The organism is Clavibacter nebraskensis NCPPB 2581, from assembly GCF_000355695.1.
Classification (GTDB): Bacteria; Actinomycetota; Actinomycetes; order Actinomycetales; family Microbacteriaceae; genus Clavibacter; species Clavibacter nebraskensis.
In genome coordinates, this window is record NC_020891.1 from 2,471,304 (window position 1) to 2,487,282 (window position 15,979).

The following is a 15,979-nucleotide window of genomic DNA, read 5'->3' on the forward strand; positions in this document are numbered from 1 at the left end:
GGAGTCAACTTGCATTTCACCCCTGACACCGAGGACGTGCTCGTGTTCGACGCCGTCGTGCTCAACACGGCCGCGCGCGCCACGCGGTCCGGGGCGGACCTGCTGGCGACCCCCGAGCAGCTCGCCGACCTCATGACCCGCAGCGGCTTCTCCGGCCGCTTCGACCGCGACGAGCGCGAGCTCCGCGAGGTGCACCGCGCCCGCGCCCGCCTGCGCGAGATCTGGGGCCTCGACCGCGACGCCATGGTGGATCCCGTCAACGAGCTGCTGGCGCGCCACCACGCGGCACCGCGGCTCGTGCGGCACGACGCCCTCGACTGGCACCTGCACGCGACGCCGGAGGACGCTCCCCTCGCCGACCGGATCCTCGTGGAGGCCGCGATGGCGCTCGTCGACGTCATCCGCTCCGACGCCACCGACCGCCTCCGGGTGTGCGCCGCCGACGACTGCGACGGCGTGCTCGTGGACCTCTCCCGGAACGGGTCGAAGCGGTTCTGCAGCGTGCGCTGCGGCAACCGGATGAACATGGTCGCCTTCCGGGAGCGCCGCGCTCAGGATCCCGTCGGCTGACCGGCGCCGCGTGTGGACGGCGCCCACGCCCGCGCCCCCCGCGTCAATAGAGTCCCGTCCACGATGCGGGGCGCGCTCCCGCGTCCGCGCCGCGTCGCTCGACCGGCGTCCGACTCCTCGAAAGGCATCCCATGTCCCGTGCGTCCTCCCTGTCCGCGTCACACGCCTCCTCCCGTCTCCGGATCGGCCGGTCGACGACCGGCGTCGCCGTCGTCGGCCTCGTCGCCGTCATCGGATCCCTGCTGACCGCCCCTTCGGCCGCGCACGCGACGGAGGTGCCGGCGGCCGCGGCCCAGGCCGCCGTCTCCGCCTCCGTGGGAAGGGGGACGTTCGTGGAGGACGTCCTCCACGGCAGGATCACCGTCGACCAGCTCGTCGAGGTGAACGTCGCGGCCCGCTCCACCACGACCGCCGGCGCCCCGAGCCGAGCCGAGCTCACCCGTCAGGTGACCGACGAGATCGAGCGGTTCCGCGCGGCGGACTCCGCCCCCTCCCTGTCCCCCGGAGACGGCGCCGACGCCGTGGGCGCCCCCCTCGGCGAGAGCAAGCACTGGTGGAACAAGCTCATCCACTGGGGCACCATCCGGATGGACGCCTACGTCCTCGCCGCGGTCGGCAGCACGGCCGCCACCGTCACCGCGGCCATCCTGGGCATGTGCGGCTTGTACAGCGCCATCGTGTGCGCCGCCGTCGCCGCGATGGCGGCGGGCACGGCCCTCAACCTCTCCTTGACGGCGGCCGGCTGCCTGTCGGACCACCACCGGTCCATCTACATCAAGGTCCCGGACTTCTGGAAGACCCACTGCGGAGACTGACCCCGCCCCCCACGCTCCCGCGGCAGCGAGGAGCACCTCGGCCCCCGTGCGCACCCGCCGGGGGCCGAGGCACGTCCGGGACGACGCGCGAGCGCGTCACCTCGCCTGCAGAGCCGCCTGGTACAGGTCGCGCTTGCCGAGCCCGGTCGCCTCGGCGATGGTGCCGGCGGCGTCCTTGAGGCGCGCGCCGTCGGCGACGAGCTCGAGCACCTGCGCCACCCCGGCGTCGAGGTCGACCTCGAGCGCCGCGGCGCCCTCCGCGACCACGACGATCTCGCCGCGCACGCCCTCGGCGGCCCAGGCGGCGAGCTCGGCGGCGGATCCGCGGCGCACCTCCTCGTAGAGCTTCGTGAGCTCGCGGCACACGACGAGCCGGCGATCCGGGCCCCACTCGGCGACGACGTCCTCGAGCGACGCCTGCAGCCGGTTCGGCGACTCGAAGAAGACCATGGTGCGGCGCTCGCGCACCAGCTCGCGCAGCGCGCGACGCCGGTCGCCGCCCTTCCGCGGAAGGAAGCCCTCGAACGTGAAGCGGTCGGTGGGCAGCCCGGAGACGGCGAGCGCGCTGAGCACGGCGCTCGGCCCGGGGACCACCGTGACGCGCACGCCCGCCGCGGCCGCCGCCTCCACCAGGTGGAAGCCGGGGTCGGAGATCGCGGGCATGCCGGCGTCGGAGAGCACGAGCACGTCGGTCTCGCGCGCCAGCTCCACGAGGTCGGCGGAGCGCTCCTGCTCGTTGTGGTCGTGCAGCGCGATGAGGCGGGGCCGGTTCTCGACGCCGAGCGCGCCGAGCAGGCGGATGGTCGTGCGGGTGTCCTCCGCGGCGATGACGGTGGCGGAGGACAGCGCCTCCACGAGCCGCCGCGACGCATCGCCCAGGTTGCCGATGGGGGTCGCGCCGAGGATGATCACCGGTCGATCATCCCATCCGGGCGGCTCGCGTCCTCGCCCGGGAGTGCGGCCCTGTCGCCGGCATGGGGCGGGTCGTCGACCTCCTCGTCGCCCGGGTCGCTCCAGCCGCGGAGCGCATTCGCGACGCCGACGCCGATCGGCAGGAGCCCGAGCGGCACGCCGAACAGCACGAGAGTGGACCCGCGAGAGGTGGTGATCTCGCCGAGGATGCCGGCGAGACCGAGCACGGACGTCAGGCAGAGGAAGACGCCGAGGACCACGTAGCCCCAGGTCTCTCGCCCGCGGGACCGACTCCGCAGGAACACGCGTCAGCTCCCGTCGGACGCGACGGCGCCCGCGCCCACCGCGGCGAGCACCACCGAATCCGCGCACCCGCGCGCGAAGCCGTCGATGCGCCTGTCCATGTCGCGCTGCAGGATCCACGCCCCGATGCGCTCGGCGACGGGCGCGAGCCACGCGGGCCGGCACGCGAAGTTGTAGCGCCAGGTCGCGAGCGTGCTGCCCGGCTCGCCGTCCGCGGGCGCGAACCTCCACCCGCCACCCATGCGCGCAAAGAACCACGACCCCTGCGTCATCTTCATCCCCACGTTCGACGGCGGCTGGTGCGCGACGTACTCGCTCACCATGCCGAAGCCGAGGCGCGAGACCGTGAACGTGCGGACGCCCTTCGCGGGCTCGGTCGCGCCGCCCATGAGGTGCTGGTGGGCGATGAAGGAATCCCACCGCTTCCGGATCGCCCCCTGCGTCTGCGAGATCGCGAACGCCACCTCCGGCTCGACGGGGACGATGCGGCGGGACTCGACGACGGGCACGGATCCATGCTGGCACGGCGCGTGGGACGGCGACCGTCGCGCTCGGACCGTCCGGCGCGCCCTTCCCGGCGCCTCAGCCGCCGATGGAGCCCAGGTCCAGGTCCGCGAGGGCGGCGATCACGCGCTCCGGGTGCTCGGCCATCCGGTTCAGCACGTACAGCCACCACTCCGGTCCGTAGACGATGTACTCGCGGGTGGCGAAGCCCTCGCGGCGCAGCCCGTCGAGCAGCTCGGTGCCGGGGCCCTGCAGCATCTCGAACTCGACGTGCTCTCCCGTCAGCTCGCTGCCCAGCTCGTCGCGGAGCCGCTCCACGAGGCGCGGGTCGTGGGTGGCGAGGTTCACGCGGTGCCCGGAGCGCACCAGCCGGGTCGCGGCGTCGACGTAGGCGGCGGTCATCGGCGCGGAGTCCCGGGCGTGCGCGACGCCGACCGGCCCGGGGAACGCGCCCTTCACGAGGCGGATCGGCCCCGGGCGCCCCTCGAGGCGGATGAGGTCGGCGGGCGCGCGGTGCAGGCGCGCCTGGAGCGTGACGCCCGTCTCGGGGAAGGCGTCGGCGATGCGCTCGACGAGGGACAGCACGAGGTCCGTGCGGTCGGATCCCTCGGCCGAGACCATGATGTGCGTGCCCACCTCGCGCGCCGCTCGCGCGATGGCCAGGCCGTTGCGGAGGCCGACCTCGGGCGACACGACCGCGCCGACGTGGGAGAGGTCGAAGGAGACCGTCGCCGTGCGCGACGACTCCCCGATGCGGCGGGCGAGCTCGACGAGGCGCGCGGTCTCCTGATCGGCGACGCCCTCCTCGCGGACGGACTCGCCGACGAGCTCGACGCTGCCGAGGTGGCCCCGCGCGGAGTTGGCGTCGAGCAGCGCCAGGGCCGCGTCCACGTCCTCGCCGGCGATGTACCGCCGGGCCGCCCGCGCGGCCAGCGCGGCCCCGCCGGGACTCGCGAGGGTCCGCGCCTTGAGGTCCTCATCGAGGGCGAGCGCGCGGAGGGTGTCCGCGGCGCGCAGCAGGTCATGGGCGCTCGTCGTCATCCCGAGAACCCATCGGACCCCTCGAGCGCGGCAGCCCGCCGCTCGGCGCGCGCGTGGGGGACCCGCCACCCCGACCGACCGCGGTGGGCGCCGGCGACCCCGCACGCCGCCCCCGCATCCTGCGTACGCTCGTACGAGCGGCCCGCGGGCCGACGCCGCCCGGATCGGGCGCGAAGCACCACCACCCCGAGGAGCACCAGTGGACGACGCCATCGAGACGAACGCGATCCCCGAGCCGGAGCCCACGGAGATCACGTACGACGAGGAGCGCTTCCCCGCCCGCCCCGCCCGCCTCCGCGCCCGTCCGCAGCTGCGCGCCAGCGGGATCCGCCGCTCGTCGAACGACCCGCGCGCCGCCGACGCGTCGAACCCCTCCTACGTCGAGTGGCTCCGCCGCCAGTCGATGCTCGGCGACGCCGACGTGCTGAGCCGCGGCCTCTCGGGGTCGCCCAGCATGTGGTCGAACCCGTACGCCCGGCCGGACGCGCGCCGCGCCATCGACACCGCGTCCGTCTGGTTCACGGCGTACCCGATCTCGCTCATCACCAAGCCCGGCGAGTCGTACCTCGGCGCGCTCGGCGACCCGCAGCTGTGGGAGATCTTCCAGTCCATCGGGATCGAGGCCGTGCACACCGGGCCCGTGAAGCTCGCCGGCGGCATCACCGAGTGGTCGCAGACCGCGAGCGTCGACGGCCACTTCGACCGCATCAGCACCCAGATCGACGCGGCGTTCGGCACGGAGGACGAGTTCCGCCGGCTCACCGAGGTCGCCGACCAGCACGGCGGCAGCGTCATCGACGACATCGTGCCCGGCCACACCGGCAAGGGCGCCGACTTCCGCCTCGCGGAGATGGGCTACAAGGACTTCCCCGGGATCTACCACATGGTCGAGATCCCCGAGGAGGACTGGGGCCTCCTGCCCGACGTGCTGCCGGGCCGCGACGCCGTGAACCTCGACGTCGCCGCCGAGCAGGCGCTCGCCGACCAGGGCTACATCATCGGCCGCCTGCAGCGCGTGATCTTCTACGCGCCCGGCGTCAAGGAGACCAACTGGAGCGCCACCGCGCCCGTGCTCGGCGTCGACGGCCGCACCCGCCGCTGGGTGTACCTGCACTACTTCAAGCAGGGCCAGCCCTCCATCAACTGGCTCGACCCCACGTTCGCGGGCATGCGCATGGTCATCGGCGACGCGCTGCACTCGCTCGGCGACCTCGGCGCGAGCGCGCTGCGGCTCGACGCCAACGGCTTCCTCGGCGTGGAGAAGAGCGTCGAGGGCCCGGCGTGGTCCGAGGGCCACCCGCTCTCGGAGGCGGCGAACCACCTCATCGCGAGCATGGTGCGCAAGGTCGGCGGGTTCTCCTTCCAGGAGCTGAACCTCACGATGGAGGACATACGCGACACCGGCCGCGTCGGCGCCGACCTCTCCTACGACTTCATCAACCGGCCGGCGTACCAGCACGCGCTCGCGACCGGCGACACCGAGTTCCTGCGCCTCACGCTCCGCACCTCGCTCGAGGTGGGCGTGGATCCCGTCACCCTCGTGCACGCGCTCCAGAACCACGACGAGCTCACCTACGAGCTCGTGCACTGGGCGACCGAGCACTGCGCGGACGTGTTCCCGTTCCGCGGCGACGAGATGACGGGCGCCGACCTCGCGGAGACCATCCGCGGCGACCTCCTCGAGGAGCTCACGGGCGACAGCGCCGACTACAACCACGTGTTCACGACCAACGGCATCGCCTGCACCACGGCGTCCGTCATCGCAGCCGCGCAGGGCTTCACGACGCTCGACGCGATCGGCGATGGCGATGTCGCCGGGATCCGCGCCGCGCACCTCCTGCTCGCCAAGTTCAACGCGTGGCAGCCGGGCGTCTTCGCGCTCTCCGCGTGGGACCTGCTCGGCGTGCTGCCGCTGCACGCGTCGCAGGTGGCCGACCTCATCGAGGGCGGCGACACCCGCTGGGTCCACCGCGGCGGGCACGACCTGCTCGACGCGGCGCCCGAGGCGACCGGGTCCGGATCCGGCATGCCGCGCGGCCGCTCGCTGTACGGATCGCTGCCCGCGCAGGTCGGCGACCCCGCGTCGTTCGCGTCCGGGCTCCGCAGCGTGCTCGAGGTGCGCGAGCGCTTCGACGTCGCGCTCGGCACGCAGCTCGACGTCCCGGACGTCGGCCACCCCGGCATGCTCGTGATGGTGCACCGCCTCGACAACGGCGACCCGGAGGCCGACGCGCGCCTGCAGCTCACGGTGCTGAACTTCACGGGCGAGGCGATCCTCGCGACCGTCCGCTCCGAGGAGCTCCCCGCCCGCCGCGTCGTGCGCGACGCGACCTCGGGCGAGGAGATCGGCACGGTCGACGACCTGTCCAGCTTCCCCGTGCAGCTCGAGCCCTACGCGGGCCTGTTCCTGCTGCTCGACGAGGAGCCGGAGGCCGAGGAGGCCTAGGCCGTCCGGCCCCTAGGCCGTGGGATCGCCGGCCGGCGGATCAGCACCACGCCTCCAGGGCCACGTCGCGGATCCGCCGGTCGCGGATGTCCGCCCACTCCACGGCGATCCGCGGCGCGGCGATCGGGTGCCGCACGAGGTCGACGACCCGGTTCGTGAGGAGACGCGGCGTCACGCAGCCGGACGCGAGGATCCCCGTGACGGCCACGTCGGCGCCGTGCGTGCGCTCGAGCCCCGAGTGCGTGCGCACGACCCAGGCGTCGAGCGCGCGGAGGTCCGGCCGGATCGCCCCGATCCGGCCGCCGACCACGACCACGAGGTGCCGCAGCTGCGGCAGGTGCTCCGGCACGCGCACGGCGCGGAGGCAGCGCGCGGCGGCGTGCACCCCGCGGATCCCGCCGGCCTGCGCGTCGACGCCCACGACGAGCGCGCGCACGGGACGTGGATCCTCGTCGCCCCGTGCCTGGAGGGCGGCGCACAGGTCGGCGAGCGCCGGGATGGCGTCGCCCGCGAACGCCATGCGCGGGGTCCGCGAACGGCTGCCGCCGGCGGACGGGTCGAGGAGCGGCGCGCGCACGTCAGTGCCTCCGCCGACGACGCGGCGGCACGCGGCGCTCCCCCGCGCCGCGCCCGCCCAGGCGCTCGGTGCCCACGGGACGCCCGCCGAGCCGCACGTCGTGCAGGGCGGGCGATCCGCCGCACGGCACGACGACGAGGTCGCCGACCGCCAGGTCGTCGGGGAGCGCGACCGCGGCCGTCCCCGAGGTCGGCGCGGCGGCGACGATCCGCGCCACCGACCGGCCGCCGACCGGCCGGCCGAGGACGCGCGCCTCCGCCCAGCGCGCGTCCACGCCGTCGAGGTGCCCGTCGACGCAGACGACGCGCTCCCCGCCCGGCCCCGCGAGGACCGCCGTCACCGCCACGATGACGAGCGCGCCGCAACCGTCCGCGCCGTCGCGGATCCCCAGGGCCTCGCCCGAGTGGACGCACGGCGTGCCGCACACCTCCACGAGCCGCCGCATCGAGACCCCGGCCACCACGACGTCGTCGAGCGCGGCGGGTGCGGCCGGGGTGGTCGCACCCGGGCGCGGCGGCGCGACGGCCGCGATCGCGCTCATCGCCGCGCCTCCGCCGCGCGGGTGGGGACGGGACGGACGGGGACGGGAGGGACGCGGCACGGGAAGGGCATGCGCCCAGTCCACCTCCGCGCGGATCCCGCCCGCGAGCCCGCTCACGGGACTCCTACGGCCCCCGGCCGGAACCTCACGGGGTCCCGACGCGCACCGGAGCCGCGCAGCGTCCGCGACCCGGGCGCCCGCGCACCTGCGTGCGATGATGAGCCGTGCCCGACTCGCCCCACCGCCCCACCGAGCACGGGGACGACGGCACGGCCGCTCCCGTCGCCGCAGGCACCACGCCCGAGCCCTCCGACGCTCCGGACGCGACGCCGACCCGGGCGGCCCAGCGCGCCGGCGAGCGCGCGGTCACCGCCCGCGGATCCCGCCTCGACGACCTCTGGGCGCGCCTCGTCTCCACCCCCGCCCGCCGCCGCGCCTGGCACGGGGGCGGCCCCATCGCCATCACGCTGCTCGCGGCGGTCCTCCGGATCCAGAGCCTCGGCCACCCCGCGACGCTCGTCTTCGACGAGACCTTCTACGTGAAGGACGCGTGGACCCTCCTCCACCTCGGCTACGAGGGCTCGTGGCCCACGGATCCGAACCCGGCCTTCATCGCCGGGCAGACCGACGGCTATCTGCAGGCACCCGCGTTCGTGGCGCATCCGCCGCTCGGCAAGTGGATCATCGCGCTCGGCCTCGCGGTCGTCGGCGCGGCGGATCCGGTGGGCTGGCGCATCGCGACCGCCGTCGTCGGCACGCTCGCGGTGGTGCTCCTCATGCTCATCGCCCGCCGGCTCACGGGCTCCGCGGTCGTCGCGACCATCGCCGGCTTCCTCTTCGCGATCGACGGCCACGCCATCGTGATGAGCCGCATCGCGCTGCTCGACACGCACGTCATGTTCTTCGGCCTGCTCGGCTTCGGCGCGATCCTCCTCGACCGCACCTGGCACGAGCGCCGCTTCACCGCGCTGCTCGAGCGCCGTCGCGCGGCGCGCCCCGAGGACGCGCGGCCGCGGGAGTTCGGCCCGGTCGTGCTGTGGCGCCCGTGGCTCGTCGCGGCCGGCCTCGCGTTCGGCGCGACCAGCTCGGTCAAGTGGTCGGGCATCTTCTTCCTCGCGGGCTTCGGCCTCTACGTGGTGCTCGCCGACATGCTGTTGCGCCGCCGCCACGGGCTCGCCGCGTGGTTCACGGCGGGCGCCGCGGTCCAGGGTCCCGTCTCGTTCCTCCTCCTCGTGCCGCCCGCGATCGCCGCCTTCCTCGCCTCCTACGCGGGCTGGTTCGCGACCTCGAACGGGTACTTCCGGAACTGGGCGGCCGAGGGCGCGAACGCGTGGCAGGGAGGGCTGGCCTGGGTGCCGCTGTCGATCCAGAGCCTCTGGCACTACGTCGCGCAGCAGTACGCGTTCAACGTGGGGCTCGACGTGACGCACCCGTACCGGGCGGATCCGCGGCTCTGGCTGCTGCTGTACCGGCCGACCCAGTTCTACTACGAGGGCTACGGCTACGGGGAGGCCGGCTGCACGATCGACGCGTGCTCGGCGTCCATCACCTCGATCGCGAACCCCATCATCTGGTGGCTGTCCGTCGCCGCGATGCTCTATCTCGTCTACCGGCTCGTCGCCCGCCGCGAGTGGCGCGTGGGCCTCGTGCTCATGGGCATGGTCGTCGGGTACCTGCCGTGGCTGCTCTACGTGAACCGCACGGTCTTCCAGTTCTACTCGATCGCCTTCGAGCCGTACCTGATCCTGTGCCTCGCGATGGTGCTCGGCATGATCCTGGGCGACCGCGGCGATCCCCGACCCCGTCGCACGCGCGGCATCGTGATCGTCGGCGTGATCCTCGTCGTGTGCGCGCTCGTCAGCGCGTTCTTCTACCCGCTGTGGACCGGGCAGCTCGTGCCCACGTGGTTCTGGCGGCTGCACGCGTGGATCCCCTCGGGCTGGATCTGATGCCCGCCACCGCCACCCGCCTCCACCCCGCGCTCCCCGGCCTCGGCGCCGCGGCGGCGGCCGCCCTCGTCGCGTGGGGCGTGCACGCGCTCGTCCCGGCGATCCCGCTGCTCACCGTCGCGGTCGCCCTCGGCATCGTCGCCGCGCAGATCCCGGCCGCCCGACCCGCGCTCACGGGCACGCTGAAGCCCGGCCTCACGCTCGCGTCCAAGCGGCTGATGCGGATCGGCGTGGTGCTCCTCGGCCTGCAGCTCGGCCTCTCCGACATCGTCGGCCTCGGCTGGCGCGCCGTGCTGCTCGTGGTCGCGGTCGTGGTCCTCGCGTTCGCGGGCACCTACGCGATCGCCCGCGCGCTGCGCATGCCCGGCCAGCAGCCGCTGCTCCTCGCCACCGGCTTCTCGATCTGCGGCGCGAGCGCGATCGGCGCCATGGCCGGCGTCACGCGCGCGAAGCCCGCCGACCAGGGCGCGCCCGTCGCGCTCGTCACGCTCTGCGGCACCCTCGCGATCGCCGTGCTGCCGCCGCTCGCCGGCCCGCTCGGCCTCGACGACGCCGCCTTCGGCCACTGGGTGGGCGCGGGCGTGCACGACGTGGGGCAGGTGGTCGCGACCGCGCAGATCGCGGGCTCCGCCGCCCTCACCATCGCGATCGCCGTGAAGCTCACGCGCGTGCTGCTGCTCGCGCCCGTGGTCGCCGTCGCGGGCGTCGTGATGCGCCGCCGCGAGGGCCGCGTCGAGGGCGCCGCGCGCCCGCCGATCGTGCCGCTGTTCGTGCTCGGGTTCCTCGCCGCCGTGCTCGTGCGCACCTTCGTGCCGCTCCCGGTCGGCGTGCTCGACGCCGCGCAGGTCGTGCAGACCGCGCTGCTGGCGATCGCGCTCGTGGCGCTCGGATCCGCGGTGCGCCTCCGCGAGCTCGTCGGCCAGGGCGGATCCGCGCTCGCCGCCGGCGTGCTCTCCTGGGCGCTCATCGCGGGCCTCGCGCTCGTGGCGGTGCGCCTGTCCTGATCCGTCTGGCGACATCCCGTCGTCCGCATGTCGCCGCATTACGGCCCGGCCGGGGAACCGTCGGGAGCGCGGGCTAGCGTCGGGTCATGGTCGATCGCGAGTACGGGTTCAAGACGAGGGCGATCCACGCGGGCAACATCCCCGACGCCACCACGGGTGCGCGCGCCCTCCCCATCTACCAGTCGAGCGCGTTCGTCTTCGACGACACCGCCGACGCCGCCGCGCGCTTCGCGCTGCAGAAGTACGGCAACGTCTACTCGCGCCTGTCGAACCCCACCGTCGCGTCCTTCGAGGAGCGCGTCGCGAGCCTCGAGGGCGGCCTCGGCGCGGTCGCCACGGCGAGCGGGCTGAGCGCGCAGTACATCACCTTCGCCTCGCTCGCGGGCGCAGGCGACCACATCGTCGCCTCCGCGAACCTCTACGGCGGATCCATCACCCAGCTGGACGTGACCCTCCGCCGCTTCGGCGTGGAGACCACGTTCGTGCAGTCGAGCGACCCGGCCGACTACGCCGCCGCCATCACCGACCGCACCAAGCTCGTGTTCGCCGAGACCGTCGCGAACCCGTCGGGCGAGATCGCCGACATCGAGGGGCTCGCCGCCGTCGCGCACGCCGCGGGCGTCCCGCTCGTCATCGACTCCACCATCGCCACCCCGTACCTCAACCGGCCCATCGAGTGGGGCGCCGACATCGTCATCCACTCGGCCACCAAGTTCCTCGGCGGGCACGGCACCACGCTCGGCGGCGTGGTCGTCGAGTCCGGCCTCTTCGACTGGGAGAGCGCGCGCTTCCCGCTCCTCGACCAGCCCGTGCCGAGCTACGGCGGCCTCAACTGGACCGGCAACTTCGGCGAGTACGCGTTCCTCACGCGCCTCCGGGCCGAGCAGCTCCGCGACATCGGCCCCGCGCTCGCGCCGCACTCCGCGTTCCTGCTCGCGCAGGGCGTCGAGACGCTGCCGTACCGGATGCAGGCGCACATCGACAACGCGCGGGCCGTCGCCGAGTGGCTCGATGCGGATCCGCGCATCACGGCCGTCAACTGGGCCGGCCTCCCCGCGCACCCGCACCACGAGCGGGCGCGCAAGTACCTGCCGACGGGCCCCGGATCCGTGTTCACGTTCGAGGTCGCGGGCGGCCGCGCGGTGGGCCAGCGCTTCATCGAGTCGGTCGAGCTCGCGAGCCACCTCGCCAACATCGGCGACGTGAAGACCCTCGTCATCCACCCGGCGTCCACGACCCACGCGCAGCTGAGCGAGTCGCAGCTGGTCGACGCGGGCGTGCTGCCCGGCATCGTCCGCATCAGCGTCGGCATCGAGGACGTCGCCGACATCATCCACGACCTGGACCAGGCGCTGGCCGCCGCCACGGAGGGAGCGAAGTGAGCTTCGACACCGGCGGCGTGCCGCCCGAGAGGACCGGATCCACGCCCCACCCCGCGGCGGACGCCGCCGACCTCGCGCCGCTCGACCCGGCCGAGGAGGCCGCCGACCGCGCGGCCGGCGACGCGGCCGGGGCGCAGGACTCCGACGCGGACGCGGCGACCCCCGCCGAGCCCGTCGCCGACCCGGACGCCGACGGCACCCAGACCACGCAGCTCCAGAACGGCCTCACCTGCGCGATCCCCCGCTCCAGCCCGCTCGCCGCGCTCCTGCGCAGCGAGCGCACGTGGACCGGCCCGACCGCCAAGGAGCGCCAGGCGATCCTGCGCCGCGCGAAGAGCGTCGCCATCGTCGGCGCCTCGCCGAACCCGGCCCGCTCCAGCTACTTCGTCGGCACGTACCTCCAGCAGTCGAGCGACTACCGCGTGTACTTCGTGAACCCGAACGCCACCGAGATCCTCGGCCAGGAGGCGTACCCCGACCTCGCCTCGCTGCCCGAGGTGCCCGACATCGTCGACGTGTTCCGGAAGGCGAGCGACATCCCGTCCGTCGTGGACGACGTGGTCGCGATCGGCGCCCCCGTCATCTGGGTGCAGCTCGGCATCTGGAACCAGGAGGCGGCCGAGGACGCGGAGGCCCGCGGGCTCACGGTGGTCATGGACCGCTGCGTCAAGGTCGAGCACGCGCGCTTCCACGGCGGCCTGCACCTGCTCGGCTTCGACACCGGCGTGATCAGCGCGCGGAAGGCCGCGGTCTAGCGGAGGCGATCACGGCCGGGCGCACGAGGGCGCCCGCGGTTCACCAGCCGAGCGTGCCCGGCGCGCCCTTGAAGGGGCCGACCACGCGCGGCGTGATCCAGCCGCCGTAGAAGTCGCCCTCCTGCGCCTCGACCTGGATGCCGTCGACCGTGATGCGGTCCGTCGCGGAGGGGTACACGGCCACCTTGTCCGCGAGCGTCTCGTAGCCGCGCGTCGGCGACGGGTACCACCAGGCCGCGCAGTCGGCCGTCACGCCGCCGGCGGTGAGCGAGAGGTACGAGGCCTCCCCCTTGTACTCGCACCACGACCGGCCGGCGGCGGAGGCGAGCACGCCCGCGGCGAAGTCGGCGGAGGGCAGGTAGTAGACCGGCGGGTGGCTGGTCTCGAGCACGCGCACCGCGGATCGGCTGTCGAGGACGACGCGGCCGCCGAGCTCGATCACGATGCGCTCGGACGACGGCTCCACGCGCGGCGGACGCGGGTAGTCCCACACCGACTCCTGCCCCTCGCCGGGGATCTCACGGGGACGGCGGGGCGGTGGGATGCGCATGCGCCGACGGTACCGCGGCTGCCTGAGCGCCCCGGATCTCGCGTCCGGACGAGCCGCTCGGCCCCGTTCGGTAAAGCCGTATCCACTAAACGTTTTTGCACGAATGGTCCTCAGGGTGCTTGACTGGGGCACGTCCACCCGCATTCGGGTGTCACACAGCACGAAATCTTCGAGGAGTAACGCACATGGGCATCATCGGTTTTCTGGTTCTGGGTCTGATCGCCGGAGCGCTCGCCAAGCTGATCCTCCCGGGCAAGCAGGGTGGCGGAATCATCGTCACGCTGATCCTGGGCGTCGTCGGGGCCTTCCTCGGCGGCTTCATCGGCAGCGCGCTGTTCGGGAAGGGCGTCGACAGCTTCGACCTCGGCTCGCTCGCGCTCGCCATCGTCGGCGCGATCATCGTCCTGCTGGTCTACGGCGCGATCGTCGGCCGCAAGAAGGCCTAGTCCTTCTGCAGCTCGCGGAGCCCTCGTCGCCCATCCGGACCGGATCGGCGGCGGGGGCTCTCGTCATGTCGGGCTCCTGATCCCGGCGGGCCCGTCCCCGCGCCGTGCCTACGATGACGGCATGCCCGACGCCGTCGCCCCGCCATCCGCCCCTGCCCGCTCGCGCACCGCGGCCGCCCTCGTCGCCGTCGCGCTCCCGCCGCTGGCCCTCGCCGCCGCCGGCCTGTCGCACCCCAGCTCGCTGACCGACGACACCGCGATGCACTGGCGCGACCTGCACATCGCGCTCCTGCCCGTCTTCCCGCTGCTCGCGATCGCGCCGATCCTCCTCACGCGCCGCCACGACCACCGCCTCGGGGTCCTCGCCGTGGTCCTCGGCTTCGTCTACGCCGTCTGCTACCAGGCGCTCGACATCCTCGCGGGCATCGCGGCGGGCGCCCTGAAGCTCGAGGGCGGGCAGGGCGTGACCACCATGTACGCGCTCGCGGACGGGATCGTCGTCGCGGGCGTCTGGTCGTACGTCGCCGCGACCGTGCTCGCGAGCGCGCTCGTGATCCGGCACGCGGGACTCCGGGCGCTGCCCGGCGCCGTCATCGCCGTGGTCGCGGCCGTCTCCTTCGTCGACAGCCACATCTTCTTCCCGCGCGGCGTGATCACCATGCTCAGCCTCGCGATCGGCTGGACCTGGCTTGTGCTCGCCTCGCACGGGCGCGCCCGCCGGCCGTCCGGCGCATCCGCCGGCCCTGCGAGCGCCCCCGCGGCCGACCGCGCCGAGGCGGCGGCATAGTCTGACGGGATGACAGCGTACGTCTCGGCACTCGACCTCTTCTCCATCGGGATCGGGCCGTCGAGCTCGCACACCGTCGGCCCCATGCGCGCGGCCCTGCTCTTCGCCGAGGAGTGCCGGGCGTCGCCCCGGTTCACGGAGATCGCGCGCGTCACGGTGCGGCTGTTCGGCTCGCTCGGCGCCACGGGCCTCGGCCACGGGACGCCCGACGCGGTCGTCGCGGGGCTCGCCGGCCTCGCGCCCGAGACGTGCGACCCCGACGAGGTGCGTGGCCGCTGGTCCGGGCTCGGCGAGGGCGTCGACGTGCCGCTCGCCGGGATCCACCCGGTGCGGATGGTGGGCCGCGACCTCACGTTCGAGCCGTTCACGCGGCTCCCCCGCCACCCCAACGCGATGCACCTCGCGGCCCTCGACGTCGACGGCGGCACGGTGCTCGAGAGCACGTGGTTCTCGGTCGGCGGCGGGTTCGTGCTGCGCGAGGACCAGGCGCCGTCCGCCGTGCTGCCCGCCGGGCTCCCCCACTCCTTCTCCAACGCCGACGAGCTGATCGCGCTGGCCGAGAGCACCGGGCGCTCCATCGCCGACGTCGCGCGCGACACCGAGGAGTCGATCCACGGATCCCGTCGCGCGGTCGCCGGGCTGGACGCGATCTGGGACGCGATGGCTGCGTGCGTGACCGCGGGACTCGGCGGCCAGGGCACGCTGCCGGGAGGCCTCAACGTGCGGCGCCGGGCGGCGCGCGTCGCCTCGCAGCTCGCGACGATCGACGCCGAGGGCGCGCGCGACACGTCGCACGAGTGGCTGCACGCGTTCGCGCTCGCGGTCAACGAGGAGAACGCGTCCGGCGGGCGCGTGGTCACGGCGCCCACCAACGGAGCGGCCGGCATCATCCCCGCGGTCGGCTCCTACTACCTGCGGTTCGTGCCGGGCGCCGACCGCGACGGGATCCGCGACTTCCTCCTCACCGCCACCGCGATCGGCTCGCTCGTGAAGGCCAACGCGTCCATCTCGGGCGCGGAGGCGGGCTGCCAGGGCGAGGTCGGCACGGCGTGCGCGATGGCGGCGGGCGCCCTGTGCGCGGTGCTCGGCGGATCCCCGCGGCAGGTGGAGAACGCGGCCGAGATCGCGATGGAGCACCACCTCGGCCTCACGTGCGATCCCGTGGGCGGGCTCGTGCAGATCCCCTGCATCGAGCGGAACGCGATCGCCGCGTCCACCGCCGTGAACGCCGCCCGCATGGCGCTGCACGGCGACGGCACGCACCTCGTCTCCCTCGACACCGTGATCGAGACCATGCGGCAGACGGGCCTCGACATGTCCACCAAGTACAAGGAGACGTCCACGGGCGGGCTCGCGGTCAACGTCATCGAGTGCTGAGCGCCCGCCGCGCGGCCGGC

The 15,979-nt window shown here is 74.2% G+C and carries 17 protein-coding genes; 10 read left to right on the plus strand and 7 right to left on the minus strand.

All coding sequences use genetic code 11. The features are described 5' to 3' along the window. Window positions 1–9 precede the first annotated feature (9 nt). Entirely contained in the window at window positions 10–570 is a 561-nt protein-coding gene (locus CMN_RS11570; protein WP_015490995.1) for a CGNR zinc finger domain-containing protein, read from the plus strand. 131 nt (window positions 571–701) lie between these two features. Beyond that, window positions 702–1,385 (plus strand): hypothetical protein, encoded by a 684-nt coding sequence (locus CMN_RS11575; RefSeq protein WP_015490996.1) that lies wholly within the window; start codon window positions 702–704, stop codon window positions 1,383–1,385. 96 nt (window positions 1,386–1,481) lie between these two features. Here the strand turns inward: CMN_RS11575 and rsmI are convergent, their stop codons facing one another. The 4 genes from rsmI to CMN_RS11595 all read right to left on the minus strand — a co-directional run bounded on the left by rsmI (window position 1,482) and on the right by CMN_RS11595 (window position 4,145). After that, window positions 1,482–2,297: a 16S rRNA (cytidine(1402)-2'-O)-methyltransferase gene (gene rsmI / locus CMN_RS11580; protein WP_015490997.1), complete on the minus strand. Its 816-nt coding sequence runs from the start codon at window positions 2,295–2,297 to the stop codon at window positions 1,482–1,484. Continuing rightward, window positions 2,294–2,602: a hypothetical protein gene (locus CMN_RS11585; RefSeq protein WP_015490998.1), complete on the minus strand. Its 309-nt coding sequence runs from the start codon at window positions 2,600–2,602 to the stop codon at window positions 2,294–2,296. The genes rsmI and CMN_RS11585 overlap by 4 nt, the downstream gene beginning before the upstream one ends. Window positions 2,603–2,605: 3 nt before the next feature. Further along, window positions 2,606–3,109 (minus strand): SRPBCC family protein, encoded by a 504-nt coding sequence (locus CMN_RS11590; protein ID WP_015490999.1) that lies wholly within the window; start codon window positions 3,107–3,109, stop codon window positions 2,606–2,608. Window positions 3,110–3,182: 73 nt separating this feature from the next. Continuing rightward, window positions 3,183–4,145 (minus strand): proline dehydrogenase family protein, encoded by a 963-nt coding sequence (locus tag CMN_RS11595; RefSeq protein WP_015491000.1) that lies wholly within the window; start codon window positions 4,143–4,145, stop codon window positions 3,183–3,185. A gap of 199 nt (window positions 4,146–4,344) precedes the next feature. Here CMN_RS11595 and treS point away from each other — a divergent pair, with 199 nt between their 5' ends. Continuing rightward, window positions 4,345–6,591: a maltose alpha-D-glucosyltransferase gene (gene treS / locus CMN_RS11600; RefSeq protein ID WP_015491001.1), complete on the plus strand. Its 2,247-nt coding sequence runs from the start codon at window positions 4,345–4,347 to the stop codon at window positions 6,589–6,591. 40 nt (window positions 6,592–6,631) lie between these two features. Here treS and CMN_RS11605 read toward each other — a convergent pair whose 3' ends face one another. Further along, window positions 6,632–7,168: a hypothetical protein gene (locus CMN_RS11605; RefSeq protein WP_015491002.1), complete on the minus strand. Its 537-nt coding sequence runs from the start codon at window positions 7,166–7,168 to the stop codon at window positions 6,632–6,634. A gap of 1 nt (window position 7,169) precedes the next feature. After that, window positions 7,170–7,709 (minus strand): hypothetical protein, encoded by a 540-nt coding sequence (locus CMN_RS11610; RefSeq protein ID WP_015491003.1) that lies wholly within the window; start codon window positions 7,707–7,709, stop codon window positions 7,170–7,172. A 224-nt stretch (window positions 7,710–7,933) separates the two neighbouring features. Between CMN_RS11610 and CMN_RS11615 the strand changes: the two genes are divergently transcribed. From CMN_RS11615 to CMN_RS11630, 4 genes are all read left to right on the plus strand, one after another. Next, window positions 7,934–9,658 carry a dolichyl-phosphate-mannose--protein mannosyltransferase gene (locus tag CMN_RS11615; protein ID WP_015491004.1) on the plus strand — a complete coding sequence of 575 codons (1,725 nt, stop codon included), beginning with the start codon at window positions 7,934–7,936 and terminating at the stop codon, window positions 9,656–9,658. Beyond that, window positions 9,658–10,662, plus strand: coding sequence for a YeiH family protein (locus CMN_RS11620; protein ID WP_015491005.1), 1,005 nt, complete (start codon window positions 9,658–9,660; stop codon window positions 10,660–10,662). Before CMN_RS11615 ends, CMN_RS11620 begins: the two co-directional genes overlap by 1 nt. Before the next feature lie 86 nt (window positions 10,663–10,748). After that, the gene (locus CMN_RS11625; RefSeq protein WP_015491006.1) at window positions 10,749–12,044 is read left to right on the plus strand and encodes an O-acetylhomoserine aminocarboxypropyltransferase/cysteine synthase family protein; all 1,296 of its coding nucleotides are present in this window, start codon (window positions 10,749–10,751) and stop codon (window positions 12,042–12,044) included. 236 nt (window positions 12,045–12,280) lie between these two features. Then, on the plus strand, window positions 12,281–12,799 hold the full coding sequence (locus tag CMN_RS11630; RefSeq protein ID WP_045929287.1) for a CoA-binding protein: 519 nt from the start codon (window positions 12,281–12,283) through the stop codon (window positions 12,797–12,799). Between the two features lie 40 nt (window positions 12,800–12,839). Here CMN_RS11630 and CMN_RS11635 read toward each other — a convergent pair whose 3' ends face one another. Next, the gene (locus CMN_RS11635) at window positions 12,840–13,349 is read right to left on the minus strand and encodes a DUF427 domain-containing protein (RefSeq protein ID WP_015491008.1); all 510 of its coding nucleotides are present in this window, start codon (window positions 13,347–13,349) and stop codon (window positions 12,840–12,842) included. 185 nt (window positions 13,350–13,534) lie between these two features. Here CMN_RS11635 and CMN_RS11640 point away from each other — a divergent pair, with 185 nt between their 5' ends. The 3 genes from CMN_RS11640 to CMN_RS11650 all read left to right on the plus strand — a co-directional run bounded on the left by CMN_RS11640 (window position 13,535) and on the right by CMN_RS11650 (window position 15,959). Beyond that, entirely contained in the window at window positions 13,535–13,795 is a 261-nt protein-coding gene (locus CMN_RS11640) for a GlsB/YeaQ/YmgE family stress response membrane protein (protein ID WP_015491009.1), read from the plus strand. A 121-nt stretch (window positions 13,796–13,916) separates the two neighbouring features. Next, a complete protein-coding gene (locus tag CMN_RS11645) occupies window positions 13,917–14,582 on the plus strand; it encodes a hypothetical protein (protein WP_015491010.1) in 666 nt (221 codons plus the stop codon). A 9-nt stretch (window positions 14,583–14,591) separates the two neighbouring features. Then, window positions 14,592–15,959, plus strand: a complete 1,368-nt coding sequence (locus CMN_RS11650; RefSeq protein WP_015491011.1) for an L-serine ammonia-lyase — start codon at window positions 14,592–14,594, stop codon at window positions 15,957–15,959. The last annotated feature ends 20 nt before the right edge of the window (window positions 15,960–15,979 follow it).